Origin of the sequence: Streptomyces sp. RGM 3693, assembly GCF_050471125.1 — a bacterium.
Taxonomy (GTDB): domain Bacteria; phylum Actinomycetota; class Actinomycetes; order Streptomycetales; family Streptomycetaceae; genus Streptomyces.
Map to the genome: position 1 here is coordinate 628577 of NZ_JBMPPQ010000002.1, position 25074 is coordinate 653650.

Sequence of the window (25074 nt, forward strand, 5' to 3'; positions counted from 1 at the left end):
CTGAATGTTCCCTTCCAGTTCGTGCTTCGGGGCAAGGGCACCTAAATTCACGACGAAGGGTGACGAAGTGAGTGCGTAATGTGATGTGCTGGGGGATGGGTAAGGCCCGGTCGGCCGCGGCCATGGGGGACGCGGGAGGGGAGTGGAAGGTGGCGACGGAACAGATCAGGCGCTGGGAATCGGGCGCCCTCGCCCATGCGGTCACGGATCCGTTCGGGCAGGGCCCGCTGCCCTGGCTGCGCGGCAGCGAGACCTACTTCGACTCCGGCCGGATCATCCCGTGGTACGTCGATCCGGCGGTCGCCCACGGGGACCTACGACTGCCCGCGCCCCGAAAACACAACGGCCCCCGCACCGCCGACGACGTCCACCGCCAGATCAAGGGCTTCACGGTCCCCGGCGCGGTGGCCCCCGGCGAAGCCATCGACTTCCGGATCTCGGTCGACCCGCCGCAGCCCTTCAGCATCGACGTCTACCGCATCGGCCACTACGCCGGCACCGGCGCCGCCAAGATCACCACCAGCCCGCGCCTCGCCGGCATCGTCCAGCCGGCCCCGCTGCTCGTCGACCGCACCGTCTCCTGCCACCACTGGTGGCTGTCCTGGCGCCTCCAAGTCCCCACGTACTGGCGGCTCGGCGCCTACGTCGCCGTCCTGACCACCGCCGACGGCCGCTACCGCTCCCACATCCCCTTCACGGTCCGCGACGACCAGCCCGCCGACCTCCTGCTGCTGCTCCCCGACATCACCTGGCAGGCGTACAACCTCTACCCCGAGGACGGCCGCACCGGCGCCAGCCTGTACCACGCCTGGGACGAGAAGGGCGCCCTCCTCGGCGAACGGGACGCCGCCACCACTGTCTCCTTCGACCGCCCCTACGCCGGCGCCGGCCTCCCCCTCCACGTCGGCCACGCCTACGACTTCATCCGCTGGGCCGAGCGCTACGGCTACGACCTCGCCTACGCCGACGCCCGCGACCTGCACGCCGGCCGGGTGGACGCCACCCGCTACCGCGGCCTGGTCTTCCCCGGCCACGACGAGTACTGGTCGGTGCCCATGCGCCACACGGTCGAGGCCGCCCGGGACAGCGGCACCTCCCTGGTCTTCCTCTCCGCCAACACCATGTACTGGCAGGTGGAGCTCTCCCCGTCACCGGCCGGCCCCGATTCCCTGCTCAACTGCCACAAACGCCAGGGCCCCGGCCGCCCCGCCCTCTGGCGCGAACTCGGCGACCCCGAGCAGCGGCTGATGGGCATCCAGTACGCCGGCCGGGTCCCCGAGCCCGCCCCCCTGGTCGTCCGCAACGCCGACCACTGGCTGTGGGAGGCCACCGGCGCCCACGAAGGCGACGAACTCCCCGGCCTGGTCGCCGGCGAGGCCGACCGCTACTTCCCGCGCACCAGCCTCCCCGCGCACACCCGCCGCATCCTGCTCTCGCACTCCCCGTACCGCGACGGCGAGGGCGCCCGCCGCCACCAGGAGACCTCCCTGTACCGCGCACCCAGCGGCGCCCTGGTCTTCTCCTCCGGCACCTTCGCCTGGTCGCCGGCCCTCGATCGCCCCGGCCACATCGACCAGCGCGTCCAACGGGCCACCGCCAACCTCCTCGACCGCATCTGCAAACGCGACTGACCCCGTGCCGCACCGGCCGCCCCGCCCGGCAGGCCCCGTGCCGCACATCCCCGTTCCGCGCACCCGCTACCGCGCCATGCACCCGCTACCGCGCCGCGTACTCCCCCAACTCCCGCGCCAGCGCCACCGTCAGCGCCCGGAAGATCCGCACCTCCGGATTCCGGTCCCCGGCCCGCGTCGCCAACACGCTCTGCGCGCTCGGCGCATCCAGTACCGGTACGAACACCGTCCCCGGCCACGGGTAGTACCGCGCGAAGGACTTCAGTCCCGACCCCGCCCCGCGCCCCGCCGCCACGCTCGTCAGCACGTCGTGCGGGTTCAGCGCGCAGTCCGGCGCCCGCCGCTCGCCGTCCTGGAAGTAGAGGTAGTCGACGAACGGCCGCGGGGTCCGCGCCGGCAGCCGCAGGAACGGCAGGTCGAGGACGTCCGCGACCCGCACCCCCTCCCGCGCCGCGTCCGCCAACGGCGACCGCGCGGAGACCGCCACGATCCGCTGCTCGGTCGTCAGGACGTCCACGTCGATGCCCTCGGCCTGCACCAGGGGCCGGACGAACGCCGCATCCACCCGGTCCTCGCGCAGCGCGCTGCAGTGCTCGGTGAAGTCCAACTGCACCAGCGACACCGGCACGTCCGGCCGGGCCCGCCGAAAGGCGTTCACCGCGGCCGGGGTCACCTCCGCCGAACCGTGGCTCATCACCCCGACCCGCAGCCCGCGCCCCGGCGACGCCCGGCCCCGGACCGCCTCGGTCACGTCCTCCACCGCGGCGTTCGCGGCGGCCAACAGCGTCCGGGCGTGCGACACCAGCCGCTGCCCGGCGACGGTCGGCACCACCGGGCCCCGACCGCGGTCCAACAGCCGCGTCCCGAACTCCCGCTCCAACTGCTGCACATGCTGGGTGACCGCGGCCGGCGACAGGAACAGCCGGGCCGCCGCCCGCCCGAAGTGCTGCTCCTCGACCACCGCCAGGAACGAAGACAGCCGCCGCAGATCCATACGCGCCACGATAAGCCGGGGCCAAGGCTTCCGCCCCGGGCCGTTCACATTTCCTGAACGGAGGAGGCGCGCCCGCCCGCCCGCGCCGTACAACGTCTCTCATGCCCCTGTCACACACCCCGACGGCCCAGGTCAGCGCAGCCGCCACCGCGGCCCGGGCGCCCCGCCACTGGCTCCGCGCCGGCTGGCTGATGACCGCCTCAGGGTGGAGCGCCAACCAGTACTCCTCCCTCCTCGGCGCCTACCGCGCCCACCTCGGTCTGACCGCCGCCACCACCACCGCCCTCTTCGCCGTCTACGTCGTCGGCCTGATCCCCGGCCTCCTCGTGGGCGGCCCGCTCGCCGACCGCCACGGCCGCCGACGGGTCGCCTTCACCGCCCTGGGCATCTCGGCCCTGGCGACCTGCCTGCTGATGGCCGGCCCGGCCGCCCCGGCACTGCTGTGGCCCGGCCGCTTCCTCACCGGCGTCGGCGCCGGCACCCTGCTCACCGCCGGCAGCGTCTGGATCAAGGAACTCTCCACCCCGCCGTACGGCACCGCGCCCTCCCCCGGCGCCGCCGCCCGCCGCTCCGGCCTCTTCCTCTCCGCGGGCTTCGCCACCGGCGGCCTGGCCGCCTCCCTGATAGCCCAGTGGGCCCCGCACCCCATGGTCCTGGCCTACGTTCCGCACCTGGTCCTGGTCGCGGCCGCCGCGCTGAGCGCCGGCCGCGCCCCCGAAACCGCCCCGCCCCGGACCCCGGACACCGCGGCCCCGGAGCCCGCCGCCCCCGCCTACCGCACCCCGTTCCGCCGCCTCGTCGTCCCGGTGGCCCCCTGGGTGTTCGCCGCCCCCGCGATCGCCTTCGCCGTCCTCCCGGGCCTCGTCGACACCCGCCTGCACGGCTGGCAGACCGTCTACGCCGGGATCATCACCGCCGTCACCCCCGGCGCCGGCCTCCTCGTCGCCCCGCTCGCCCGCCGGCTGAGCGCCCGCCACCGCCTCGCCACCGCCGCCACCGGCCTCCTCGTCACCGCCGTCGGCCTGCTGATCGGTGCCCTCGCGGTGGCCCATGCGCAGCCCGCGGTGGCCCTGCTCGCCGCCGCCCTGCTCGGCGCCGGCTACGGCCTGTGCGTCGCCTACGGCCTGACCGAGGTCGCCGCCCTGGCACCCCCGCACCACCTGGCCCGCCTCACCGCGCGCTTCTGGGCCGTGTGTTACCTGGGCTTCTGCACCCCGTACGCGGTCACCGTGCTCGGTGGCGCTTTCGCCCCGTCGACGATCTTCATCGGCGTCGCCGTGATGGCCCTGCTCACCCTCGCCGCCCTCCTCCGCCCCGGAGCCCGATCCTCCGCATGACCACCCGAGGAACGCGCCACCGTCCCCCGCCGTCGACCCTGCGGCGGAGCCCCCACCGCGCATACGGGAGAATCGCCAGGACTCCTGGATCAACCTACGCGGAGGCAGCGTGTCCGGATTCGTAGAAAAGCCCGAGCCTGTGCAGGTCCCGGGTCTCACCCACCTGCACACCGGCAAGGTGCGGGACCTCTACCAGAACGCCGACGGCAACCTGGTCATGGTCGCCAGCGACCGCATCTCCGCCTACGACTGGGTGCTCCCCACCGAGATCCCCGACAAGGGCCGGGTCCTGACCCGGCTGTCCCTCTGGTGGTTCGACCAGCTCTCGGACCTGGTCCCGCACCACGTCCTGTCCACCGAGGTCCCCGAGGGCGCCCCCGCCGACTGGGCCGGCCGCACCCTCGTCTGCCACTCGCTCGCCATGGTCCCGGTGGAGTGCGTCGCCCGCGGCTACCTCGCCGGCTCCGGCCTCGTCGAGTACCGGGAGTCCCGCACGGTCTGCGGTGTGGCGCTCCCCGAGGGCCTGACCAACGGCTCCGAGCTCCCCGCGCCGATCTTCACCCCGGCCACCAAGGCCGCCGTCGGCGACCACGACGAGAACGTCTCCTACGAGGAGGTCGCCCGCCAGGTCGGCGCCGAAACCGCCGCCCAGCTCCGCCAGCTGAGCCTCGCGGTCTACGGCCGGGCCCGCGACATCGCCCGCGAGCGCGGCCTGATCCTCGCCGACACCAAGTTCGAGTTCGGCTTCCGCGAGGAGCGGCTCACCCTGGCCGACGAGGTCCTCACCCCCGACTCCTCGCGCTTCTGGCCCGCCGACGAGTGGCAGCCTGGCCACCCCCAGCCGTCCTTCGACAAGCAGTTCGTCCGCGACTGGCTGACCTCGCCCACCGCGGCCTGGGACCGCACCGGCGAGCAGCCCCCGCCGGCCCTCCCGCAGGAGATCGTCGACCGCACCCGCGCCAAGTACCTGGAGGCGTACGAGCGCCTCACCGGCAACTCCTGGGCCTGAGGTTCCGGCCCGGTGCCGACACCGGCACCGGGCCACGACAAAGGCCCCAGTCTTGATGACCGGGGCCTTTTCTCTGAGCGGACGACGAGGCTCGAACTCGCGACCTCAACCTTGGCAAGGTTGCGCTCTACCAACTGAGCTACGTCCGCATACTCCGTGCCGTGGCATCCCTTTCGGTCGCCGCTGCGCGGTGCGAGCCCCACTATAGCCAACTTCCCGGCCCCCGATGCGCGCCCGTGCCCACCGGCCCCGCCGCCGCGCGCCGAACCCACAGCCGTCGACCGCGCCGACTCCACCGCGCCCCGCGCGCCGGCCCCCGCCCCCGCCGGTCCAACTCCCTCCCCACACCGGGACCTTCGCCCTCCCCGTTGCCCCGACCCGCCGGCCGGCCCCCTGAGCCCACCCCGTCCACCGTCTCCGGGGCCCCGCCACTCAGGCCCCGGAGATGTGTCCACCGCCACACACAATCCCCGGCCCGCCCGTCGACCGGCCGCCAGCTCCGCGATTTCGTCCGGGGAAAGCCCCGCAGCGTGAACGCGGACCGTCCCGGGCGCGGCCGGGCAAGATCTCCGAACCCCGGTGGGTTTTCGATCGGGAAAACGACAAAGGCCCCGGTCTTGGTGACCGGGGCCTTTTCTCTGAGCGGACGACGAGGCTCGAACTCGCGACCTCAACCTTGGCAAGGTTGCGCTCTACCAACTGAGCTACGTCCGCAGGCATCCACTCGGCTTTCACCCAGTGGCGCGACAGCTACTCTACCTGATCCTTTGGACCGGAAGAACTGTCAGAGCGGGTGACAGGGATTGCACACTGCGCCTCCCCCTTGGAAAGGGGGCGCTCTACTACTGAGCTACACCCGCGTGACTCCTCGGGATCCGGCCTTTCGGCCTTGCCCCTCGGCGTGCTCCAGACTCTAGCTGATCAGTAGGGGTGCTGTGCAAGTCGGTGGTGTGCGGACCTGCGGACGCCGACAAGTCGGTTAGTGATTGGCCGCGTTGAAGGCTTCGTAGACCTTCTTGGGGATCCGGCCGCGCGGTGGGACGTCCATCTGGTGGGAGCGGGCCCAGGCGCGTACCGCCGCCGGGTCGGGGGTCACGGCGGTCCGGTGGAAGGTCTTGCCGGACTTGGCCCGCTTGCGGCCGGCCTCCACGAACGGGGCGAGGGCGCCGCGCAGTTTCTTCGCATTGGCGGGATTGAGGTCGATCTCGTACGACTTCCCGTCCAAACCGAAGATGACCGTCTCTGCGGCTTCTCCTCCGTCGATGTCATCGGAGAGCGTTACTACTACGCGCTGCGCCACGGATATCGGTCCTTTCGTGGAGCGACCCCTTGTTGACGTGGGGTGATGCTCCGGATCCGGCTGATTGGGATCAATGCTTTTTCATTTGTACAGCGATGGGCATTGCATTGTGAAGCCCATTTAATTTCGTCAGCGTGTCTTGCCGCAATGTGGCCCCCCGTTCTTTTCGGAGATTTTTCCTGGCGTGCACTCCTGTCGATACCGGCTCGTGATCGGGCGCTCTGGATATCTATGCGCGTAGATTTTCGAACACGGTACTGTGAGGGCACCGCCTTACGCACCACACCACCGGGAGTGCCAGTGGCACGCGTCGTAGTCGACGTCATGCTCAAGCCGGAGATCCTCGACCCGCAGGGGCAGGCGGTGCAGCGCGCACTGCCACGCCTGGGCTTCGAGGGGATCGCCGACGTCCGTCAGGGCAAGCGTTTCGAACTTGAGGTGGAGGGTCCGGTCGACGAGGCCGCCCTCGCCCGCATCCATGAGATGGCCGAGACCTTCCTCGCCAACACCGTCATCGAAGACTTCACCGTGCGGGTCGACGAAGCCGTGCGAGCCGAGTCATGACAGCTCGCGTCGGAGTCATCACCTTTCCCGGCACGCTCGACGACCGCGACACCCAGCGCGCGGTCCGGGCGGCCGGGGCCGAGGCGGTGCCGCTGTGGCACCGCGACAAGGACCTCCACCAGGTCGACGCCGTGGTCCTGCCCGGCGGCTTCTCCTACGGGGACTACCTGCGGGCCGGAGCGATCTCCCGGTTCTCGCCGGTGATGGAGACCGTGATCGAACAGGCCCGGGCCGGCATGCCGGTCCTGGGCATCTGCAACGGCTTCCAGGTGCTCACCGAGACCCACCTGCTGCCCGGCGCGATGCTGCGCAACAACCACCTGCATTTCATCTGCCGCGACCAGAAGCTGCGGGTGGAGAACGCCACCACCTCCTGGACCGCCGACTACGCGCAGGGCCAGGAGATCAGCATTCCGCTGAAGAACATCGACGGCCGCTATGTCGCCGACGAGCGGACGCTGGACATGCTGGAGGCCGAGGGCCGGGTGGCCTTCCGCTACGTCACCGGCGGCCCGACCGCCGACGGATACGGAAACCCCAACGGTTCGCTCCGCGACATCGCCGGCATCACCAATGAGGCGGGCAATGTCGTCGGCCTGATGCCGCACCCCGAGCACGCCGTCGAGCCGTTGATCGGCACCGGCCGCACCGACGGCCTCGGGTTCTTCACCTCGATCTTGAAGAAGCTGGTCACCGCATGAGCCTCGACACCGTCAAGCACGCAGCCGAGTCGCCGGACGCCGACCAGCCCTGGGCCGAACTCGGCCTCAAGGAGGACGAGTACGCGCGGATCCGGGAGATCCTCGGCCGGCGCCCGACCGGCGCCGAACTCGCCATGTACTCGGTGATGTGGTCCGAGCACTGCTCCTACAAGAGCAGCAAGGTCCACCTGAAGCAGTTCGGTGAGAAGGCCCCCGAGAACGACGCGCTGCTCGTCGGCATCGGGGAGAACGCCGGCGTCGTGGACGTCGGCCAGGGCTACGCGGTCACCTTCAAGGTCGAGTCGCACAACCACCCCTCGTACATCGAGCCCTACCAGGGCGCGGCCACCGGCGTCGGCGGCATCGTCCGCGACATCCTCGCCATGGGTGCCCGCCCGGTCGCGGTGATGGACCCGCTGCGGTTCGGCGCCGCCGACCACCCCGACACCAAGCGGGTGCTGCCCGGCGTCGTCGCCGGCATCGGCGGCTACGGCAACTGCCTGGGCCTGCCCAACATCGGCGGCGAGGTCGTCTTCGACCCCTGCTACCAGGGCAACCCGCTGGTCAACGCGCTCTGCGTCGGCGTGATGAAGCACGAGGACATCCACCTCGCCAAGGCGTCCGGCACCGGCAACAAGGTCATCCTGTACGGGGCCCGGACCGGCGGTGACGGCATCGGCGGCGTGTCCGTGCTGGCCTCGGAGACGTTCGACGACAGCAAGCCGACCAAGCGGCCCGCCGTCCAGGTCGGCGACCCGTTCCAGGAGAAGCTGCTCATCGAGTGCACCCTGGAGATCTTCCGGGAGAAGCTGGTCGCCGGTATCCAGGACCTCGGCGGCGCCGGGCTGTCCTGCGCCACCAGCGAGCTGGCCAGCGCCGGTTCCGGCGGTATGCGGGTCGAGCTGGACACCGTTCCGCTGCGCGACTCCTCGCTCTCGCCCGAGGAGATCCTCATGAGCGAGTCGCAGGAGCGGATGTGCGCGATCGTCGAGCCGGACAAGGTCGACCGCTTCCTGGAGATCTGTGAGAAGTGGGACGTCATCGCCACCGTCATCGGTGAGGTGACGGACGGTTCGCGCCTGGAGATCTTCTGGCACGGCGAGCAGATCGTGGACGTCCCGCCGCGCTCGGTCGCCCACGAAGGCCCGACCTACCACCGGCCGTACGCCCGCCCGGACTGGCAGGACGCCCTCCAGGCCGACGACGCGGCCAAGCTGCCCCGCCCGGCGGACGCTGCGGAACTCCGCGCCCAGGTGCTCCGGTTGGTCGGCTCGCCCAACCAGGCGTCCAAGGCGTGGATCACCGACCAGTACGACCGCTTCGTCCAGGGCAACACCGTGCTGGCGCAGCCCGAGGACTCCGGCATGGTCCGGATCGACGAGGAGACCAACCTCGGGGTTGCGGTCGCCACCGACGGCAACGGCCGGTACGCCAAGCTCGACCCGTACGCGGGCGCGCAGCTGGCGCTGGCCGAGGCGTACCGCAACGTCGCCGCCACCGGCGCCCGGCCGCTGGCCATCTCCGACTGCCTGAACTTCGGCTCGCCCGAGGACCCGGCGGTGATGTGGCAGTTCGCCGAGGCCACCCGCGGTCTCGCGGACGGCTGCCTGACGCTGGGCACGCCGGTCACCGGTGGCAACGTCTCGCTCTACAACCAGACCGGTGACGTCGCCATCCACCCGACCCCGGTGGTCGCGGTGCTCGGCGTCATCGACGATGTCACCCGCCGCACCCCGGTCGCCTTCGCGGAGGAGGGGCAGCTGATCTACCTCCTCGGCGACACCCGCGAGGAGCTGGGCGGTTCGGCCTGGTCGCAGGTGGTCCACGACCACCTCGGCGGACTGCCGCCGCAGGTCGACCTGGAGCGGGAGCGGCTGCTGGCGGAGATCCTGATCTCCGCCTCGCGGGACGGCATGGTCGACGCCGCGCACGACCTCTCCGACGGCGGCCTGGTGCAGGCGCTGGTGGAGTCGTGCCTGCGCGGCGGCAAGGGTGCCCGCCTGGTTGTCCCCGACGACCTCGACCCGTTCGTCTTCCTCTTCTCCGAGTCGGCGGGCCGGGCGGTCGTCGCGGTGCCGCGCAGCGAGGAGCTCCGCTTCACCGACATGTGCGGTGCGCGGGGGCTGCCAGCCACCCGGATCGGTGTCGTGGACGGCGACGAGCTCACGGTCCAGGGGCAGTTCGACATCCCGCTGGACGAGCTGCGGACGGCCCACGAGGCCACCATCCCGGGGCTGATCGCCTAGCGCCGTGCCAACGGGGCCGGTTGCGCGCCCCGTTGTTCTTCCGGCCGGAACGGCCCGCCAGGAGTGCCTGGCGGGCCGTTCCGTCGTTTCCGGGGCGCTCGCTGCGGCCGCCCGCCGTTCAGAGCTTGCTCGTAATTACGTAATTGCGTAATCTCTTGGTGTGGATCTGGAGCAGCGGGTGGCCGAGCTGGAACGCCGCCTGGCCGAGCTGGAACGGGCGGTCGGGGAGGCCGATGCCGCCCGATCGGCGTCGTCGTCGGTCCGCCCGCCCCAGCGGGACCCCGGTGACGCGCTGTGGGCCCTGAACGGGCTGAAGGAACAGTTCGCCGCTCTGGGCGCGGTCAACGGGGGAGTGCTCTTCACCGGTGCCGTACGGACCCGGGCCGGGCTGCGCTACGAGTGGCAGTACGGGCTGCCCACCGACACCGTCATGGACGGTGACTGGGCGGCGGCCGCCGAGTCCTTCGCGGCGCTCGGCCAGCCCGTACGACTGCGGCTGCTGCGCGAGATCCTCGACGGTCGCTGCACCGCCGCCGAACTCACCGAGCTCGACGGCATGGGCACGACCGGCCAGATCTACCACCACCTGCGGCAGTTGACCGCTGCCGGCTGGTTGCACACGGCCGTACGTGGCCGTTACGAAGTGCCGGCTGAGCGGGTCGTCCCGCTGCTGGTGATGCTGACTGCCGCCGGGCGCTGACGCCCGGCCGACCTAGGGGAGGTCCACTTGTCCGAGAACCGTTCGCTCTGGCCCGCCGCCATAGCCCTCGCCGCACTGGGCACCGCACTGTTCGCCTTCGCGGTGCAGCTCTACGTGGCCGACGAGGAGACGTACATAGACGGGCTCTCCTACTTCGCCGGCACCGCGTGGGGCCTGGCGCTGGCCGTGGGGGCCTTCGCGTGGCAGGGCCGCCGCCTCAGCAGCAGCTGACGGCTGACGGCGCCGGGCCGGGGGCCGGGCGGCACCGCTGACAGCCGGCCCGCGGATTCCGGGCCGGCTGTCAGTGGCGCCGCCTAGGCTGGCTCCATGTCTCCTGCCACCCCTGCACCCCGCGCCCGACGGTACGACCCGGCCAAGACCCGTGCCGCCGTGACGTCCCAGTACGCCCACGTCCGCCGGGTCGTGGGCGAGCTGACGCCCGAGCAGTTCGCGCTGCCGACCCGGCTCGGCGACTGGACGGTGCGGGAGCTGGCGGCGCACCTGGCCATGGCGGTCGGCAGCGTGGCGCGCGCCCTGCGGCTGCCGGCCCCGGCCGAGCCGGAGGTCGCCTTGCTCGACTGGCCGTCCGCCACCGCGCCGTACGCCGCCGATGTGGACGAGCGCGTCCACGAACTCGCGGCCGGGAACGACCCGGTGGAGCTGCTGGAGCGCACCGCCGAGGAGCTCGCCGAGGTGCTGCCGCCCGAGCCGGACGACCGGGTCATCGCGTGCCTGCCCGGCGCGATGCCGCTCGGCGACTATCTGGTCACCCGCTGCCTCGAACTCATCGTGCACTCCGACGATCTGGCCGTCGCCCTCGGCCGGGAGATCCCCTTCGACCGGCACGCCCTGGCCACCACCGCCCGGCTGCTGGCCGACGGGCTGGCCGCCAAGGCGCCCGGCGGATCGGTCGAGGTCCGGGTGCCGCCGTTCGCCGTGGTGCAGTGCGTCGAGGGCCCCCGGCACACCCGCGGCACCCCGCCCAACGTCGTCGAGACCGACCCGCTGACCTGGATACGCCTGGCCACCGGCCGGCTGGGCTGGGCCGAGGCGGTGGACACGGCGGCGGTCAGCGCCAGCGGCGAACGGGCCGACCTCGGCGGCCTGCTGCCCGTCATGAGCTGAGCCGGGAGCGGGGTGGGGGCCGTGAGCCGGCGCCCGCTCCGCACCCGCCGACCGGCGTCCTTGGGTCACCGCTTCGGGTAGGGCAGCAGCGTGCGGTCCACCGCCTCCCAGGCCGTCCGCAGCCGGGTCAGCAGCTCCGGCTCGTGCCCCGCCTTGTCGGCCTGCTCCCGAGGGTCGGCGGTGACGTGGAAGAGCTGGTCCTGGCCGCCCTTGCCCCGGTAGTACTTCCAGTCGCCGCGGCGCAGCGCCCGTTCACCGCGCACCCGCCAGAACAGGTCCCGCTCGGCCAGGCGCTCCCCGCGCAGCAGGTAGCCGGCCAGGCTCGTCCCGTCCAGGGGATGCGAGCGGTCCGGGCGGGCGCCCGCGATCTCCAGCAGGGTGGCCGTCCAGTCCGGGGTGAACACCGGCTCGTGACTGACCTGCCCGGCGTCGATCCGCGCCGGCCAGCGCACGATCGTCGGCACCCGGATCCCGCCCTCCTGGAGCGACGCCTTGTTGCCGGAGAGCGGCCAGTTGTACGACCAGCGCTCCCCGCCGTTGTCGCTGGCGAAGAAGACGAGGGTGTCCTCCTCCTGGCCGGAGCGCCGCAGCGCGGCCAGCACCTCGCCGACCGACCGGTCCAGGTCCTCGACCATCTCGCGGTACTTCTCCAGCGAACCACCGTCCTCGTGGAACAGCGCGCTCCGGTCACCCGCCGTGATCCGGCGGACGATCTCGGCGCTCTCCTCGGTGTCGCCGTCCGCGATCCACGGCCAGTGCGGCGTCGTGTAGTTGAGGTTCAGCAGCCAGGGCCGGTCCGCACCCCGCCCACCGGAGCGCTTCTGGGCCTCGGTGATGTGGTCCACCGCCCGCTCGGTGACGATCCGGGTGTAGTAGCGCAGGTCCCGGTACGGGGCATCGCCCTCGTAGAGGTCGTACTCCCCGGCGAGCCCCAGCTTCGAGTAGTACTCCAGCGCCCCGCCGAAGTTCCCGAAGAAGGTGTCCCAGCCGGACTTGGTGGGGCTGTAGTCCGGCAGGTAGCCGCAGTGCCACTTGCCGATCAGCGCCGTGGCGTAGCCGGCGTCCCGCAACAGCGAGGCGAGCGTGGGGTGCCCGGGCTCCAGTCCCACGCTGCGGTCGGCGATCGGCTCGGCGAGCCCGCCCTCGGTCCGGCCCGGATAGCGGCCGGTGTAGAGCGAGAAGCGGGTGGGCGAGCAGGTCGCCGACCCGGAATACCCCTGCGTGAAGCGGACGCCCTGACGGGCCAGCCGGTCCAGGTGCGGCGTCCTGATGCCGGACGCGCCGTACGAGGAGAGGTCGGCCCAGCCCAGGTCGTCGCCGAGGATGAACAGGATGTTGGGGCGCCGCGAGCGCCGTCCCGGAGCGGCCCGGAACGGTCGTTCCCCGGGCTGCGCCGGCGCGGCGGCAGCGGCGGCCGGCGCGCTCGCCAGGGCACCCAGGCTGCCCACGGCGGCCGCGGCGGCCGCGGCACCGACCCCGGCGAGCCCGCCGAAGGTGCGCCGGGAGAGGCCGGGAGGTCGGTAGGCGAGGGGCCCGTGGTCAGGGGTCTCGTGGGCAGGGTCGACGGAAGACATCGGTGCGGCTCTCCGGAGAAGTCGTGATGGCCGTGATGCCGCGCGTCGGCCCCGGGACGGCGGGAGACGGGCGCGCAGGCGAGACGTCGCGCATCTCACACCGACCACACGTGGGACGTCACGGACATATGCCGCTCAGTACGTGGCAGAGCCCTGACGGGGGACCGAGGAGAAACGCGAAAGGTGCAGCTCAGGGGCGGCGGCGCGGCATCAGACGCGGCGCGCGGCCACCGTTGTCACCCGCGGCGACAGATCGCGCTGGCCACGCGACCGAGGTCGACGTGGCGGCGCCGCACGAGGCGCGGCGCGAGGCGGGGCGCCCGGTGACACGCCAGGCGCGCCAAGGGCTGTGCGGTCTGCATGGGCAGAAATCCTGGCCGCGCGGTCGTGGGCACGTCAAGCATGCTTAACGCCCCGTTCATGCAGTCCTCCAGCTCGACGGCCATCCCCGGTTCGGATGAATCCGCGACCTGCCCTAGACTCTGGAACGTGCCACGTGGTGACGGACGACTCAACCACGACCTGCTCCCCGGTGAGAAGGGCCCCCAGGACGCTTGCGGCGTCTTCGGAGTCTGGGCCCCGGGAGAAGAGGTCGCCAAACTCACCTACTTCGGGCTGTACGCGCTGCAGCACCGTGGACAGGAGTCCGCGGGCATCGCGGTGAGCAACGGCTCCCAAATCCTCGTCTTCAAGGACATGGGCCTGGTTTCCCAGGTCTTCGACGAGACTTCCCTCAGTTCCCTCCAGGGCCATATCGCCGTGGGCCATGCCCGCTACTCCACCACCGGTGCCTCGGTGTGGGAGAACGCCCAGCCGACGTTCCGCGCCACCGCGCACGGTTCGATCGCGCTCGGTCACAACGGCAATCTGGTCAACACCGCCCAGCTGGCCGAGATGGTCGCCGCGCTGCCCCGCGAGGGTGGCCGGGCCACCCAGGTCGCGGCCACCAACGACACCGACCTGGTGACCGCGCTGCTGGCCGGCCAGGTCGACGAGGACGGCAAACCGCTGACCGTCGAGGAGGCCGCACCCCGCGTCCTCCCGAAGGTCATGGGCGCCTTCTCGCTGTGCTTCATGGACGAGCACACCCTCTACGCCGCCCGTGACCCGCAGGGCATCCGCCCGCTGGTCCTCGGCCGCCTGGAGCGTGGCTGGGTGGTGGCCTCCGAGACCGCCGCCCTGGACATCGTCGGTGCCAGCTTCATCCGCGAGATCGAGCCCGGCGAGATGATCGCCGTCGACGAGAACGGCCTGCGCAGCTCGCGCTTCGCCGAGGCCCGCCCCAAGGGCTGCGTCTTCGAGTACGTCTACCTCGCCCGGCCGGACACCGACATCGCCGGCCGCAACGTCTACCTCTCCCGGGTGGAGATGGGCCGCAAGCTGGCCGCCGAGGCGCCCGCCGACGCGGACCTGGTGATAGCGACTCCGGAGTCCGGCACCCCGGCTGCCGTCGGGTACGCCGAGGCCAGCGGGATCCCCTACGGCTCCGGCCTGGTGAAGAACTCCTACGTGGGCCGGACCTTCATCCAGCCCTCGCAGACCATCCGCCAGCTCGGCATCCGCCTCAAGCTCAACCCGCTCAAGGAAGTCATCCGCGGCAAGCGCCTGGTGGTCGTCGACGACTCGATCGTCCGCGGCAACACCCAGCGCGCCCTGGTCCGGATGCTGCGCGAGGCCGGCGCCGCCGAGATCCACATCCGGATCTCGTCCCCGCCGATCAAGTGGCCGTGCTTCTTCGGCATCGACTTCGCCACCCGTGCGGAGCTGATCGCCAACGGGCTGAGCGTCGAGGAGATCGGCAAGTCGCTGGGCGCCGATTCACTGGCGTACATCTCCACCGACGGCATGATCGAGGCGACCACGATCGCCAAGCCGAACCTGTGCCGCGCCTGCTTCGACGGCGAGTACCCGATGGAGCTGCCGGACCCGGAGCTGCTCGGTAAGCACCTCCTGGAGTCCGAGACCAAGGCCCCGGCCGCGTCCGACGTGGACGGTGTCCGGACGCTCACCGCCGGGGTCGGCGGCGCCGACGCACTGCGTCGCCCGTAGAGCTCGTACCCACCCAAACGAAAGTTCTCAGCCATGTCCGCTGAATCCACCGGTGCCAGCTACGCGAGTGCGGGTGTCGACATCGAAGCCGGCGACCGCGCCGTGGACCTCATGAAGAAGTGGGTGGCGAAGGCCACCCGCCCGGAGGTCGTCGGCGGGCTCGGCGGTTTCGCCGGCCTCTTCGACGCCTCCGCGCTCAAGCGCTACGAGCGTCCGCTGCTGGCCTCGGCGACCGACGGCGTCGGCACCAAGGTCGACATCGCCCGCAAGATGGGCGTCTACGACACGATCGGCCACGACCTGGTCGCCATGGTCGTCGACGACCTGGTCGTCTGCGGCGCCGAGCCGCTGTTCATGACCGACTACATCTGCGTGGGCAAGGTCTACCCGGAGCGCGTCGCGGCGATCGTCAAGGGCATCGCCGAGGGCTGTGTGCTGGCCGGCTGCGCACTGGTGGGCGGCGAGACCGCCGAGCACCCGGGCCTGCTGGGTCCGGACGAGTTCGACGTCGCCGGCGCCGGCACCGGTGTGGTCGAGGCCGACCAGGTGCTGGGCGCGGATCGCATCCGTACGGGCGACGCGGTGATTTCGATGGCGTCCTCCGGACTTCACTCGAACGGGTACTCCCTGGTCCGCCACGTCCTCTTCGACCGGGCCGGCCTGTCCCTGGACCAGGAGGTCCCGGAGCTCGGCCGCACGCTCGGTGAGGAGCTGCTGGAGCCCACCAAGATCTACTCGCTGGACTGCCTGGCCCTGACCCGCACCTGCGAGGTACACGCCTTCTCGCACATCACCGGCGGCGGCCTGGCCAACAACCTGGCCCGGGTGATCCCGGACGGCCTGCACGCCACGGTGGACCGCGCCACCTGGGCGCCGGGCGCCATCTTCGACCTGGTCGGCACCGCCGGCTCGGTGGAGCGCCTGGAGCTGGAGAAGACCCTGAACATGGGCGTCGGCATGATCGCCGTCGTCCCCCAGGAGTCGGTGGACGTCGCCCTGACGACCCTCGCAGACCGCGGCGTGGACGCCTGGGTCAGCGGCGAGATCGGCGAGCGCGGCGATCACGCCGAGGCAGTGACCCTCACCGGTGACTACGCGAGCTGACACCGCCGCTGTGCGGGGCCGCCGGCCCGGTGGTCCCGCGCGCAGCACAGAACCCGGTCCGGGGCATTCCCTGGACCGGGTCCGTAATGATGTTATGAATCCCGCGAGCGCGCAGAATGTCAGGCGCGACGACGCTGGTTCGAGGAGTGGCCCTCTTCCTCGTCGTCGTCGGCGTTGTACCGTTCTGCGTACTGCGCGTACGGGTCGTCGTCCTCGTCCTCGCCCTCGAACGGCTCTCGATTCGGAGGCTGCTGGTTCGACTGCGTTGAAAGCTCGTCGGCCAGTCGCGAGAGATCCGTCCCACCGCTGCTGTACTTCAGCTGGCGGGCGACCTTTGTCTGCTTGGCCTTGGCCCGGCCGCGCCCCATGGGTCGACCCCCTCAGTGACGGGGCTCGGTGGCCCCAGAGTCTTGACACGCGTTCATGATTCAGAGCGGGCTCTCGATAGAGAGACCGGCTCGTAGGGCTTTAACGGTACCTGCTTCCGCGGCCATACGGTACGTCGCCCGCATCACCCACCGCTCGGCACGACCGGCACGGCGCCCCGTCCACGCTGGTCAACTGCGATTTTAACCTGTCCTGTACGGCGACCCGCCGACGGGTGGTGAGGGATGTCTCCCCAACCACCCGTGGCGGGCCGCACAAGGGTGTGTTTCCGGCCACTTGGGCCGGCTTGGTCAGGGCCGACGGGCCTCTGCCATTCGAGCCTCGGCGAGCCGGTCGGCGGCCGCCGCCGGCGGAATGCCGTCGGCCTTCGCATGAGCGAATATCGCCAGCGTGGTGTCGAAGATCTTCGCGGCCTTGGCCTTGCACCGGTCGAAGTCGAAGCCGTGCAGCTCGTCTGCCACCTGGATGACGCCGCCGGCGTTCACGACGTAGTCCGGGGCGTAGAGGATGCCGCGGTCTGACAGGTCCTTCTCCACGCCCGGGTGCGCGAGCTGGTTGTTGGCCGCGCCGCACACCACCTTCGCGGTCAGCACCGGCACCGTCGTGTCGTCCAGCGCGCCGCCCAGCGCACACGGCGCGTACACGTCCAGGCCCGCGGTGCGGATCAGCGCGTCGGTGTCGGCGACGGCGGTCACCTGGGGGTGCCGGGCGAGGATCCGGTCCACCGACTCGGCGCGGACGTCGGTGATCACGACCTCGGCGCCGTCCTTGAGCAGGTGCTCGACCAGGTGGTGGCCCACCTTGCCGACGCCCGCGATGCCGACCTTGCGGTCACGCAGGGAGGGGTCGCCCCACAGGTGTTGGGCCGAGGCGCGCATGCCCTGGAAGACGCCGTAGGCGGTCAGGACCGAGGAGTCGCCGGCACCGCCGTTCTCGGGCGAACGGCCGGTCGTCCACGTGTTCGTCCGGGCGACCACGTCCATGTCGGCGACATAGGTGCCGACGTCGCACGCGGTGACGTAGCGGCCCCCGAGGGAGGCCACGAACCGGCCGTAGGCGAGCAGCAGTTCGTCGGTCTTGATCAGCTCGGGGTCGCCGATGATCACGGCCTTGCCGCCACCGTGGTCCAGCCCGGCCAGCGCGTTCTTGTACGACATGCCGCGCGACAGGTTCAGGGCGTCCAGGACGGCCTCCTCCTCGGAGGCGTACGCATGGAAGCGGGTGCCACCGAGGGCGGGGCCCAGGGCGGTGTTGTGGATGGCGATCACGGCCTTGAGGCCGCTGGCCCGGTCCTGGCAGAGAACGACTTGCTCGTGGCCGCCCTGCTCCGTGCGGAACAGGGTCTGCAGCACGCTGCCGGTGGCGTCTGCAGAGGCAGGACGTACGTCGGTCACTGTGGTGACTCCCATAGTCGCGGAGGACGCCCTCCGGGGGGTGGGGAGGGCCGGTTGAGACGAGCGTAAGACCTGGAGGGCGGGTGATCGGTCAGGTCGGGAGGATCAACCTCTCCCGGGGGAACGGGCATGGGACGATCTGCCGTATCCAGGCCGGTCGGGGGTAGGCAACTCCAGGCGGTGGACTTTCCTTTGAAGGAGCGGGCGTGGCCTTGGCGTCGTCGGTGCGGGTCCCGTATGTGGCGTACCTGCGGGTCTACGAGCCGCTGGCAGCATTCCCCGAGCCGGAGCGCTCCTACTGGGCGCGTTACGCCACGCGCGAGGACACCCCCACGGCCGAGGACGAGCAGCGCCGGGCGCTGGCCGACCTGCTGCCGACCCCACCGGTGCCGGTGCCGGTCCACGAGAGCGGTGACGCGTTCGTGGCCGTCGTGGACGACGTGACCTGCGTCTGCCCCTGGCGGACCCGGCTGCGCGGCTGGCAGGCGCTGGAGTCCCTGGAGGAGCTGCTGCCGGCGTCGGTGCTGGACGCCGCGCTGCCCCCGGTGGTGCGCCGGCAGGCCGCCACCGACTACGAGCGCTGGCGCGAGCGCAATCCGGATGCCCGCCCCTGGATCCGCGCGGCCACCTGGCACGTCCCGGTGCGCTGGTTCGTCCTCTTCGACGACGCCGAACGGGAATATACGAAGGGTGACCCGGTGCCTGCGTTGCGCTACCGGACGCGGATGGCGCAGGCGCGCCGGAGGGTTGCGCGCGGACTGCGTACGCTTCGCGATGCCCTGGAAGAGGGGCCGCTGATCGACGGCCTGGTAGATGTGGGGCGCTGGCTCGAAGAGTTCCACCCGCGTTCGCTCGTGGAGCTGGACTACGGAGGGCTGGTGCACGCGGTGCCTGAGGGGCAGCTCGCCGAGGACCGTTCCGCCGCGGAGGTGGCGGAGGGGATGGAGGCGCTGCGCGCGGGGGACGGCGAGCGGGCCGATGCCGCGTACGAGAAGCTTGCGCAGCGGTGGCGCATGGTGCGCGAACGCCAGTTCTCCAGCTAAACGCCGCGAGTCCGGGGCGGAGTTGCCGGGCGCGGAGTTCCCACTGATCGGACGTACGGGACGTAGGTCCTGATCCGGGCTATTGCCTCAAGCGTGACCTAAAGCACTGACTTCGGGTCTTGCTCCCAAGGTGCACCCTCGTGCCAAAATAGGACAAGGAGCCTGACTTGGGCTCCTTCCGTCCAACTAAGGGCGGATAGATCGGTATTGCACTCCTTGAGGGGGCTCATGGTGACTGGTCACGCTGTGACTGATCGTCACGGGGGTGTGACTGTCCGCTATGGCACGGTCCATCGGCATCCGCCAAGGTTGAACACCTGAGAGGGCAATTCCATCGGTTTGGCCGACGTGGCTGGACAGATGGTGTAGTTGTAGTGCCGAGGACAAGCCGTTCGTCCTATAACCGACTCGGCCCGCGTCCGCCATTTCGGGCAACGTGGGTCAAGGTGCAGAATTTAGAGGAAAGAACCGTGATGGTTCGGTTCTCCCGAGGAGGCCGCTCATGACCGCTCGCACCCCTGACGCCGAGCCGCTGCTTACCCCCGCCGAGGTCGCCACGATGTTCCGCGTGGACCCGAAGACGGTGACCCGCTGGGCCAAGGCAGGCAAGCTCACGTCCATCCGTACGCTCGGAGGGCACCGGCGTTACCGCGAGGCTGAGGTCCGCGCACTGCTCGCGGGTATCCCGCAGCAGCGCAGCGAGTCCTGAATAACCGCATAACCAGGCTGTTTTCGGGCCCCCCAACCCGGAAACGCCCGTTTTTGTGCCACAGCTCCACCTGCTTCACCACGCTCCAACAGAGCTCTATACGACGCGGTGCCTGCCCCAACAGGCCCCACACCCTCTCCATCCGGGTACGTCATTGATCGCGCTGGACTCCGCCGGGTCCGGCGCGATCGCTTTTTTGTGTGCGGCCGTTCCCGGGCCGCTCGCGACGCTTGGGTCGCCCTGGCGCCGGCCGACTCCGGAAAGGCCGTCACGCCCTCTTCAGGGGCTCCGAGGGGGCCCGCCAGGCCGGACCTGGCGGTCTTCTTTGGGGGCATTGGAAGGGGGGTGCAATTGCACATATTAAATTGACTCGTTGTGGGTGGGCGGCAAGTTCCCCATCCCGCGAAACTTGTTCGGTGACTCCCGTCACATCCCAGGCTTCTTGAACGGTGAACGGGTGCTGCGGTATAGCGCCTCTTCGCCCTTCTCCCTGCAACAGCCTTTCACCGTGTGGCCGGTGGCGCAGGCGTCGTTGGTCACCCAGCGCCGGGACTTTCGTCCTCCGTCGGCGGCTCACAGGCGGCCTGGGAGGGGTCCGGGGCGGTCGAGGGCGCGGCGGGCCCGGAGCGGGCGCCGTGCGGCTCCATGGCGAGCCGCCGCAGCTGATGACAGACGGGGCAGTGCCGCGTCAGATGGCGGTAGCCGTAGCGCAGCGCCGCCGACAGATGGGCGCGCAGCAGCGCCCTGGTCTCGTGCCGTACCGCGGTCGTCATCGCACGCCACCTCCCGGCCCCACGCCTTCTCAGTGAGTGAGTACCGGCGGCAGGTGTCGCCGTCAAGATGGCCGCCCGCCCGGCCCGCGCCCACCGGGGCCTTCGGGCCATACCGCGCCGGGTCCGCCGCCCCGTGCGTCCGCGGGCCGTCCCCGACGCGGCGACGGCCCGCACCGGGGAAAACCTGGTGCGGGCCGGACAACAGAACGGCCCGCACCGGAGAACGGTGCGGGCCGTGAAATGCGGTCCTGACGGGATTTGAACCCGCGGCCTCCACCTTGACAGGGTGGCGAGCACTCCAAGCTGCTCCACAGGACCTTGATTTTCGCTTTCCGCTTGCGGCGGGCTGCGAAGCAAGACTGTACAGCAGGTCAGGGGGTGCGGTCGAACTCGGTCCCGGCTGCCGCCCCTCCGCTCGGGCCGGCCTACGGCACCGCGGCGTCCACCGCCTTCATGATCCGCTTGTCGGAGACCGGGTACGCGGTGCCCAGCGCGTGCGCGAAGTAGCTCACCCGTAGCTCCTCGATCATCCAGCGGATCTCCCGGGCGGCGGCCGGCACCGGGCGCCCCTGGGGGAACTGCTCCAGCAGCCAGGCGTATTCGTCCTGCATCTCCTTGACCTTCGCCATCCGGCTGCGGTCCCGCTCGGCGTTGGTGGGCAGCTGCGTCAGGCGGCGGTCGGCGGCGACCAAGTACCGCATCAGGTCCGGCAGCCGCTTGGCGCCGTGCGTGGTCACGAAGCCCGGCTTGATCAGCTCCGCCAGTTGCTCCTTGACGTCCGCCAGCGACGGCAGCAGGGAGGGGAACGTGGTCGCCTTCAGCCGGCGCTCGCACGCCTGCCAGGCGGCCAGCACCTCCTGCGCCTGCTGGATGGTCTTCAGCGTCGCGTCGACCAGATCGGCCCGCACCGCGTCGAAGAGCTTGCGGAACGCCTCCTCGTCCCACGCCGGGCCGCCCCGGGCCGCGATCAGCCGGTCCGCGGCGGCGGTCACGCAGTCCTCGAAGAGCGCCGCGATGGAGCCGTGGGGATTGCGGGAGAGCGCCAGCTTCTGCTGGTTGCTCAGCTTGTCCTGGGCGAACTTGGCGGGGTTGGCGGGGATGTTGAGCAGGATGAGGCGGCGGGTGCCGGCCCACATGGCCGCCAGCTGCTCGGCCTCGGTGTCGAACAGGCGCACCGCGACACTGCTGCCCTCGTCGACCAGCGCCGGGTACGCCTTCACCGGCTGGCCGGCGCGGCGGGTCTCGAAGGTGCGCGGCAGCGTGCCGATCGTCCAGGACGTCAGCCCGGTGCGCTGCTCCGGGCCGGCCAGCGAGGTCTCGCCCCCGCCGTCCTTGCCGGGCCGCTCGGTGGCCTGCTCGAAGGCCCGGGAGATGGCCGCCCGGGTCTTCGGCTTCAGCTGGAGCCGCAGCGCCTCCAGGTCCTTGGCCTCGGCGAGCTTGCGGCGGCGTTCGTCGACCACCCGGAAGGTGATCTTCAGGTGGTCCGGGACCTTGGCGACGTCGAAGTCCGCGGCGTCCACCGGCACCCCCACCATCCGCTGGAGGCCGGCGGCCAGCGAGGCCGTCAGGGCGCCCTGGAGGGGGACGGTGGTGTCCAGGAAGCGGGCGGCGAAGTTCGGCGCCGGCACGTAGTTGCGGCGGATCGGCTTGGGCAGCGAACGGATCAGCTCGGTCACCAACTGCTCGCGCAGGCCCGGGATCTGCCAGTCGAAGCCCTCGGAGGAGACCTGATTGAGGACCTGGAGCGGGATGTGGACGGTGACGCCGTCCGCGTCCGCGCCGGGCTCGAACTGGTAGGTGACCTTGAACTTCAGCTTCCCCTGCCGCCAGGAGTCCGGATAGTCGTCCTTGGTGACTGCCTCGGCCGACTCGTTGATCAGCATCGAGTGCTCGAAGTTGAGCAGGTCCGGCTCTTCCCGGTGCTGCTTCTTCCACCAGGAGTCGAAGTGCGCCCCGGAGACCACGTCCGCCGGGATTCGCTGGTCGTAGAAGTCGAAGAGCGTCTCGTCGTCGACGAGGATGTCGCGGCGCCGGGCGCGGTGCTCCAACTCCTCGACCTCGCCGAGGAGTTTGCGGTTGTCATGGAAGAACTGGTGGTGGGTGCGCCAGTCGCCCTCCACCAGGGCGTTCCGGATGAACAGGTCGCGGGAGACCTCGGCGTCGATCCGCCCGTAGTTGACCTTGCGCTGGGCGACGATCGGGACGCCGTAGAGCGTCACCCGCTCGTACGCCATCACCGCGGCCATCTTCTGTTCCCAGTGCGGCTCGCTGTAGGTCCGCTTCACGAGGTGCTGGGCCAGCGGCTCGATCCACTCCGGCTCGATGCGGGCGTTCACCCGCGCCCAGAGCCGGGAGGTCTCGACCAGCTCTGCGGACATCACCCAGCGCGGTGGCTTCTTGAAGAGGGCAGAGCCGGGGAACACCGCGAACTTCGCGCTGCGGGCGCCCAGGTACTCGTTCTTGGCTTCCGTGTCCTTGAGGCCGATGTGCGAAAGCAAACCAGAAAGCAGGGAGGTGTGGATGTGCTCCGGCGCCGCGTCCGACTCGTTGAGGTGGACGCCCATGCTCTTGGCGACCGTCCGCAGTTGCGAATAGATGTCCTGCCACTCGCGTATCCGCAGATAGTTCAGGAACTCCGCGCGGCACATCCGGCGGAACGCGGACGAGGAGAGCGCTTTCTGCTGCTCGCGGACGTAACTCCAGAGGTTGAGGAACGCCAGGAAGTCCGACGTCTCGTCCTTGAAGCGGGCGTGCTGCTGGTCGGCCTGCTGCTGCTTGTCCGAGGGCCGCTCCCGCGGGTCCTGGATGGACAGCGCCGCCGCGATCACCATGACCTCGCGGACGCAGCCGTTACGGTCCGCCTCCAGCACCATGCGGGCCAGCCGCGGGTCCACCGGAAGCTGGGAGAGCTGGCGGCCCAGCGGGGTCAGCCGCTGCCCCGGCTGTCCCTGCCGGGCGGACTTCTGCGTGGTGTCCAGCGCCCCCAGCTCGCGCAGCAGGTCGACGCCGTCCTTGATGTTGCGGCGGTCCGGCGCGTCGATGAACGGGAACTTCTCGATGTCACCGAGGCCGGCCGCGGTCATCTGGAGGATGACGGAGGCGAGGTTGGTCCGGAGGATCTCCGCGTCGGTGAACTCCGGGCGGGTCAGGAAGTCGTCCTCGGAGTACAGCCGGATGCAGATGCCGTCGCTGGTCCGGCCGCAGCGGCCCTTGCGCTGGTTGGCGCTGGCCTGCGACACCGGCTCGATGGGCAGCCGCTGCACCTTCGTGCGGAAGCTGTAGCGGGAGATCCGGGCCATGCCCGGGTCGATCACGTACTTGATGCCGGGGACCGTCAGCGAGGTCTCGGCGACGTTGGTGGCCAGCACGATCCGACGGCCGGTGTGCCGCTGGAAGACCCGGTGCTGCTCGGCGTGCGAGAGCCGGGCGTACAGCGGCAGTACCTCCGTGGCGGGGAGGTTCTTCTTGTTGAGCGCGTCCGCGGTGTCCCGGATCTCGCGCTCGCCGGAGAGGAAGACCAGGACGTCGCCGGGGCCCTCGGCCTGGAGCTCGTCCACCGCGTCACAGATCGCGGTGATCTGATCGCGGTCGCTGTCCTGGCCGCCCTCCTCTAGCAGGGGGCGGTACCGCACCTCCACCGGATACGTGCGCCCGGAGACCTCGACGATCGGCGCCTCCCCGAAGTGCCGGGAGAACCGCTCGGGGTCGATGGTCGCGGAGGTGATGACCACCTTCAGGTCCGGGCGCTTGGGCAGCAGCTGCGCCAGGTAGCCCAGGATGAAGTCGATGTTGAGGCTGCGCTCGTGCGCCTCGTCGATGATGATCGTGTCGTACTGGCGCAGCTCGCGGTCCGTCTGGATCTCGGCGAGCAGGATGCCGTCCGTCATCAGCTTGACGAGGGTGTCGTCGCCGACCTGGTCGGTGAAGCGGACCTTCCAGCCGACCGCCTCGCCCAGCGGGGTCTTCAGCTCCTCGGCCACCCGCTCGGCGACCGTACGGGCCGCGATCCGGCGCGGCTGGGTGTGCCCGATCAGCCCCTGGACGCCGCGCCCGAGCTCCAGACAGATCTTGGGGATCTGGGTGGTCTTCCCGGAGCCGGTCTCGCCCGCGACGATCACCACCTGGTGGTCGCGGATGGCCGCCAGGATGTCGTCCTTCTTCTGGCTGACCGGGAGCTCCGCCGGATAGCTCACCGCCGGCATCGCGGCGCGCCGCTGCGCCACGCGCAGCTCCGCCTCGTCGAGGCCGGCGGCGATCTCGGTGAGCACCGCCGCCCGGGCCTCGGGCTTGCGGATCCGGCGCGCGCCGTCGAGCCGGCGCCCGAGCCGCTGCTGGTCGCGCAGCATCAGCTCGGGAAGTCGCTTCAGCAGGGAGGGCAGCGTGGAGGCGGCACCGTCGGACAGGGCGGAGGCAGGCTGACTGGACATACGCTCC

The 25074-nt window shown here is 70.9% G+C and carries 21 protein-coding genes and 4 tRNA genes; 13 read left to right on the forward strand and 12 right to left on the reverse strand.

The features are described from left to right. The first annotated feature begins 149 nt into the window (after positions 1 to 149). Positions 150 to 1631, forward strand: a complete 1482-nt coding sequence (locus ACO0M4_RS20105; protein WP_430372139.1) for a N,N-dimethylformamidase beta subunit family domain-containing protein — start codon at positions 150 to 152, stop codon at positions 1629 to 1631. Positions 1632 to 1716: 85 nt separating this feature from the next. Here the strand turns inward: ACO0M4_RS20105 and ACO0M4_RS20110 are convergent, their stop codons facing one another. Further along, the gene (locus tag ACO0M4_RS20110; RefSeq protein ID WP_430372140.1) at positions 1717 to 2625 is read right to left on the reverse strand and encodes a LysR substrate-binding domain-containing protein; all 909 of its coding nucleotides are present in this window, start codon (positions 2623 to 2625) and stop codon (positions 1717 to 1719) included. A gap of 101 nt (positions 2626 to 2726) precedes the next feature. Here ACO0M4_RS20110 and ACO0M4_RS20115 point away from each other — a divergent pair, with 101 nt between their 5' ends. Then, a complete protein-coding gene (locus ACO0M4_RS20115) occupies positions 2727 to 3962 on the forward strand; it encodes an MFS transporter (protein ID WP_430372142.1) in 1236 nt (411 codons plus the stop codon). Positions 3963 to 4071: 109 nt separating this feature from the next. Beyond that, a complete protein-coding gene (locus tag ACO0M4_RS20120) occupies positions 4072 to 4971 on the forward strand; it encodes a phosphoribosylaminoimidazolesuccinocarboxamide synthase (RefSeq protein WP_430372143.1) in 900 nt (299 codons plus the stop codon). Between the two features lie 76 nt (positions 4972 to 5047). On the opposite strand, the gene ACO0M4_RS20125 is transcribed toward ACO0M4_RS20120, so the two are convergent. From ACO0M4_RS20125 to ACO0M4_RS20140, 4 genes are all read right to left on the reverse strand, one after another. Next, positions 5048 to 5120: transfer RNA gene (locus ACO0M4_RS20125), tRNA-Gly, on the reverse strand. Positions 5121 to 5612: 492 nt separating this feature from the next. Continuing rightward, positions 5613 to 5685: transfer RNA gene (locus ACO0M4_RS20130), tRNA-Gly, on the reverse strand. 74 nt (positions 5686 to 5759) lie between these two features. Beyond that, positions 5760 to 5831: transfer RNA gene (locus ACO0M4_RS20135), tRNA-Gly, on the reverse strand. A gap of 119 nt (positions 5832 to 5950) precedes the next feature. Further along, on the reverse strand, positions 5951 to 6271 hold the full coding sequence (locus tag ACO0M4_RS20140; RefSeq protein ID WP_016573039.1) for a histone-like nucleoid-structuring protein Lsr2: 321 nt from the start codon (positions 6269 to 6271) through the stop codon (positions 5951 to 5953). Positions 6272 to 6571: 300 nt separating this feature from the next. On the opposite strand from ACO0M4_RS20140, the gene purS reads away from it, so the two are divergent. The 6 genes from purS to ACO0M4_RS20170 all read left to right on the forward strand — a co-directional run bounded on the left by purS (position 6572) and on the right by ACO0M4_RS20170 (position 11607). Beyond that, positions 6572 to 6835, forward strand: a complete 264-nt coding sequence (purS, locus tag ACO0M4_RS20145) for a phosphoribosylformylglycinamidine synthase subunit PurS (RefSeq protein WP_018539413.1) — start codon at positions 6572 to 6574, stop codon at positions 6833 to 6835. After that, on the forward strand, positions 6832 to 7536 hold the full coding sequence (gene purQ, locus ACO0M4_RS20150) for a phosphoribosylformylglycinamidine synthase subunit PurQ (RefSeq protein WP_430372145.1): 705 nt from the start codon (positions 6832 to 6834) through the stop codon (positions 7534 to 7536). The genes purS and purQ overlap by 4 nt, the downstream gene beginning before the upstream one ends. Next, positions 7533 to 9782, forward strand: coding sequence for a phosphoribosylformylglycinamidine synthase subunit PurL (gene purL, locus ACO0M4_RS20155; protein ID WP_430372147.1), 2250 nt, complete (start codon positions 7533 to 7535; stop codon positions 9780 to 9782). The genes purQ and purL overlap by 4 nt, the downstream gene beginning before the upstream one ends. Before the next feature lie 160 nt (positions 9783 to 9942). Then, on the forward strand, positions 9943 to 10482 hold the full coding sequence (locus tag ACO0M4_RS20160) for an ArsR family transcriptional regulator (RefSeq protein WP_430372149.1): 540 nt from the start codon (positions 9943 to 9945) through the stop codon (positions 10480 to 10482). A gap of 27 nt (positions 10483 to 10509) precedes the next feature. Next, a complete protein-coding gene (locus ACO0M4_RS20165) occupies positions 10510 to 10713 on the forward strand; it encodes a hypothetical protein (protein ID WP_430372151.1) in 204 nt (67 codons plus the stop codon). 96 nt (positions 10714 to 10809) lie between these two features. Beyond that, complete coding sequence (locus ACO0M4_RS20170) at positions 10810 to 11607, forward strand: sterol carrier family protein (protein WP_430372153.1); 798 nt, start codon at positions 10810 to 10812, stop codon at positions 11605 to 11607. 65 nt (positions 11608 to 11672) lie between these two features. Here the strand turns inward: ACO0M4_RS20170 and ACO0M4_RS20175 are convergent, their stop codons facing one another. Further along, positions 11673 to 13181 carry a sulfatase family protein gene (locus tag ACO0M4_RS20175; RefSeq protein WP_430372155.1) on the reverse strand — a complete coding sequence of 503 codons (1509 nt, stop codon included), beginning with the start codon at positions 13179 to 13181 and terminating at the stop codon, positions 11673 to 11675. Between the two features lie 236 nt (positions 13182 to 13417). Next, positions 13418 to 13627: a putative leader peptide gene (locus ACO0M4_RS20180; protein WP_430372156.1), complete on the reverse strand. Its 210-nt coding sequence runs from the start codon at positions 13625 to 13627 to the stop codon at positions 13418 to 13420. 43 nt (positions 13628 to 13670) lie between these two features. Here ACO0M4_RS20180 and purF point away from each other — a divergent pair, with 43 nt between their 5' ends. Continuing rightward, positions 13671 to 15230 carry an amidophosphoribosyltransferase gene (gene purF, locus ACO0M4_RS20185; protein ID WP_430372158.1) on the forward strand — a complete coding sequence of 520 codons (1560 nt, stop codon included), beginning with the start codon at positions 13671 to 13673 and terminating at the stop codon, positions 15228 to 15230. A 33-nt stretch (positions 15231 to 15263) separates the two neighbouring features. Beyond that, positions 15264 to 16334 (forward strand): phosphoribosylformylglycinamidine cyclo-ligase, encoded by a 1071-nt coding sequence (gene purM, locus ACO0M4_RS20190; protein ID WP_430372159.1) that lies wholly within the window; start codon positions 15264 to 15266, stop codon positions 16332 to 16334. Positions 16335 to 16453: 119 nt separating this feature from the next. Here purM and ACO0M4_RS20195 read toward each other — a convergent pair whose 3' ends face one another. Further along, the gene (locus tag ACO0M4_RS20195) at positions 16454 to 16702 is read right to left on the reverse strand and encodes a DUF3073 domain-containing protein (protein ID WP_016575266.1); all 249 of its coding nucleotides are present in this window, start codon (positions 16700 to 16702) and stop codon (positions 16454 to 16456) included. A 309-nt stretch (positions 16703 to 17011) separates the two neighbouring features. Beyond that, the gene (locus ACO0M4_RS20200; RefSeq protein ID WP_430372161.1) at positions 17012 to 18130 is read right to left on the reverse strand and encodes a Leu/Phe/Val dehydrogenase; all 1119 of its coding nucleotides are present in this window, start codon (positions 18128 to 18130) and stop codon (positions 17012 to 17014) included. Positions 18131 to 18321: 191 nt separating this feature from the next. Here ACO0M4_RS20200 and ACO0M4_RS20205 point away from each other — a divergent pair, with 191 nt between their 5' ends. Together ACO0M4_RS20205 and bldC are read left to right on the forward strand one after the other, a co-directional pair. After that, positions 18322 to 19158 (forward strand): hypothetical protein, encoded by an 837-nt coding sequence (locus ACO0M4_RS20205; protein ID WP_430372163.1) that lies wholly within the window; start codon positions 18322 to 18324, stop codon positions 19156 to 19158. 502 nt (positions 19159 to 19660) lie between these two features. Continuing rightward, positions 19661 to 19867, forward strand: coding sequence for a developmental transcriptional regulator BldC (gene bldC / locus ACO0M4_RS20210; protein WP_003980577.1), 207 nt, complete (start codon positions 19661 to 19663; stop codon positions 19865 to 19867). A 536-nt stretch (positions 19868 to 20403) separates the two neighbouring features. Here the strand turns inward: bldC and ACO0M4_RS20215 are convergent. The 3 genes from ACO0M4_RS20215 to hrpA all read right to left on the reverse strand — a co-directional run bounded on the left by ACO0M4_RS20215 (position 20404) and on the right by hrpA (position 25067). After that, the gene (locus ACO0M4_RS20215) at positions 20404 to 20640 is read right to left on the reverse strand and encodes a DUF6274 family protein (RefSeq protein WP_430372165.1); all 237 of its coding nucleotides are present in this window, start codon (positions 20638 to 20640) and stop codon (positions 20404 to 20406) included. Positions 20641 to 20883: 243 nt separating this feature from the next. Continuing rightward, positions 20884 to 20958: transfer RNA gene (locus ACO0M4_RS20220), tRNA-Asp, on the reverse strand. 107 nt (positions 20959 to 21065) lie between these two features. Next, positions 21066 to 25067 carry an ATP-dependent RNA helicase HrpA gene (gene hrpA, locus ACO0M4_RS20225; protein ID WP_430372167.1) on the reverse strand — a complete coding sequence of 1334 codons (4002 nt, stop codon included), beginning with the start codon at positions 25065 to 25067 and terminating at the stop codon, positions 21066 to 21068. Between the last annotated feature and the right edge of the window lie 7 nt (positions 25068 to 25074).

Excerpts from the sequence above, each read along its gene's own strand:
- ACO0M4_RS20200 (WP_430372161.1), bottom strand. The coding sequence starts at position 18,130 with ATGGGAGTCACCACAGTGACCGACGTACGTCCTGCCTCTGCAGACGCC.
- ACO0M4_RS20170 (WP_430372153.1), top strand. The coding sequence starts at position 10,810 with ATGTCTCCTGCCACCCCTGCACCCCGCGCCCGACGGTACGACCCGGCC.
- bldC (WP_003980577.1), top strand. The coding sequence starts at position 19,661 with ATGACCGCTCGCACCCCTGACGCCGAGCCGCTGCTTACCCCCGCCGAG.
- hrpA (WP_430372167.1), bottom strand. The coding sequence starts at position 25,067 with ATGTCCAGTCAGCCTGCCTCCGCCCTGTCCGACGGTGCCGCCTCCACG.
- purL (WP_430372147.1), top strand. The coding sequence starts at position 7,533 with ATGAGCCTCGACACCGTCAAGCACGCAGCCGAGTCGCCGGACGCCGAC.
- ACO0M4_RS20175 (WP_430372155.1), bottom strand. The coding sequence starts at position 13,181 with ATGTCTTCCGTCGACCCTGCCCACGAGACCCCTGACCACGGGCCCCTC.
- purQ (WP_430372145.1), top strand. The coding sequence starts at position 6,832 with ATGACAGCTCGCGTCGGAGTCATCACCTTTCCCGGCACGCTCGACGAC.
- ACO0M4_RS20115 (WP_430372142.1), top strand. The coding sequence starts at position 2,727 with ATGCCCCTGTCACACACCCCGACGGCCCAGGTCAGCGCAGCCGCCACC.
- ACO0M4_RS20180 (WP_430372156.1), bottom strand. The coding sequence starts at position 13,627 with ATGGCCGTCGAGCTGGAGGACTGCATGAACGGGGCGTTAAGCATGCTT.
- ACO0M4_RS20195 (WP_016575266.1), bottom strand. The coding sequence starts at position 16,702 with ATGGGGCGCGGCCGGGCCAAGGCCAAGCAGACAAAGGTCGCCCGCCAG.
- ACO0M4_RS20110 (WP_430372140.1), bottom strand. The coding sequence starts at position 2,625 with ATGGATCTGCGGCGGCTGTCTTCGTTCCTGGCGGTGGTCGAGGAGCAG.
- ACO0M4_RS20215 (WP_430372165.1), bottom strand. The coding sequence starts at position 20,640 with ATGACGACCGCGGTACGGCACGAGACCAGGGCGCTGCTGCGCGCCCAT.
- purM (WP_430372159.1), top strand. The coding sequence starts at position 15,264 with ATGTCCGCTGAATCCACCGGTGCCAGCTACGCGAGTGCGGGTGTCGAC.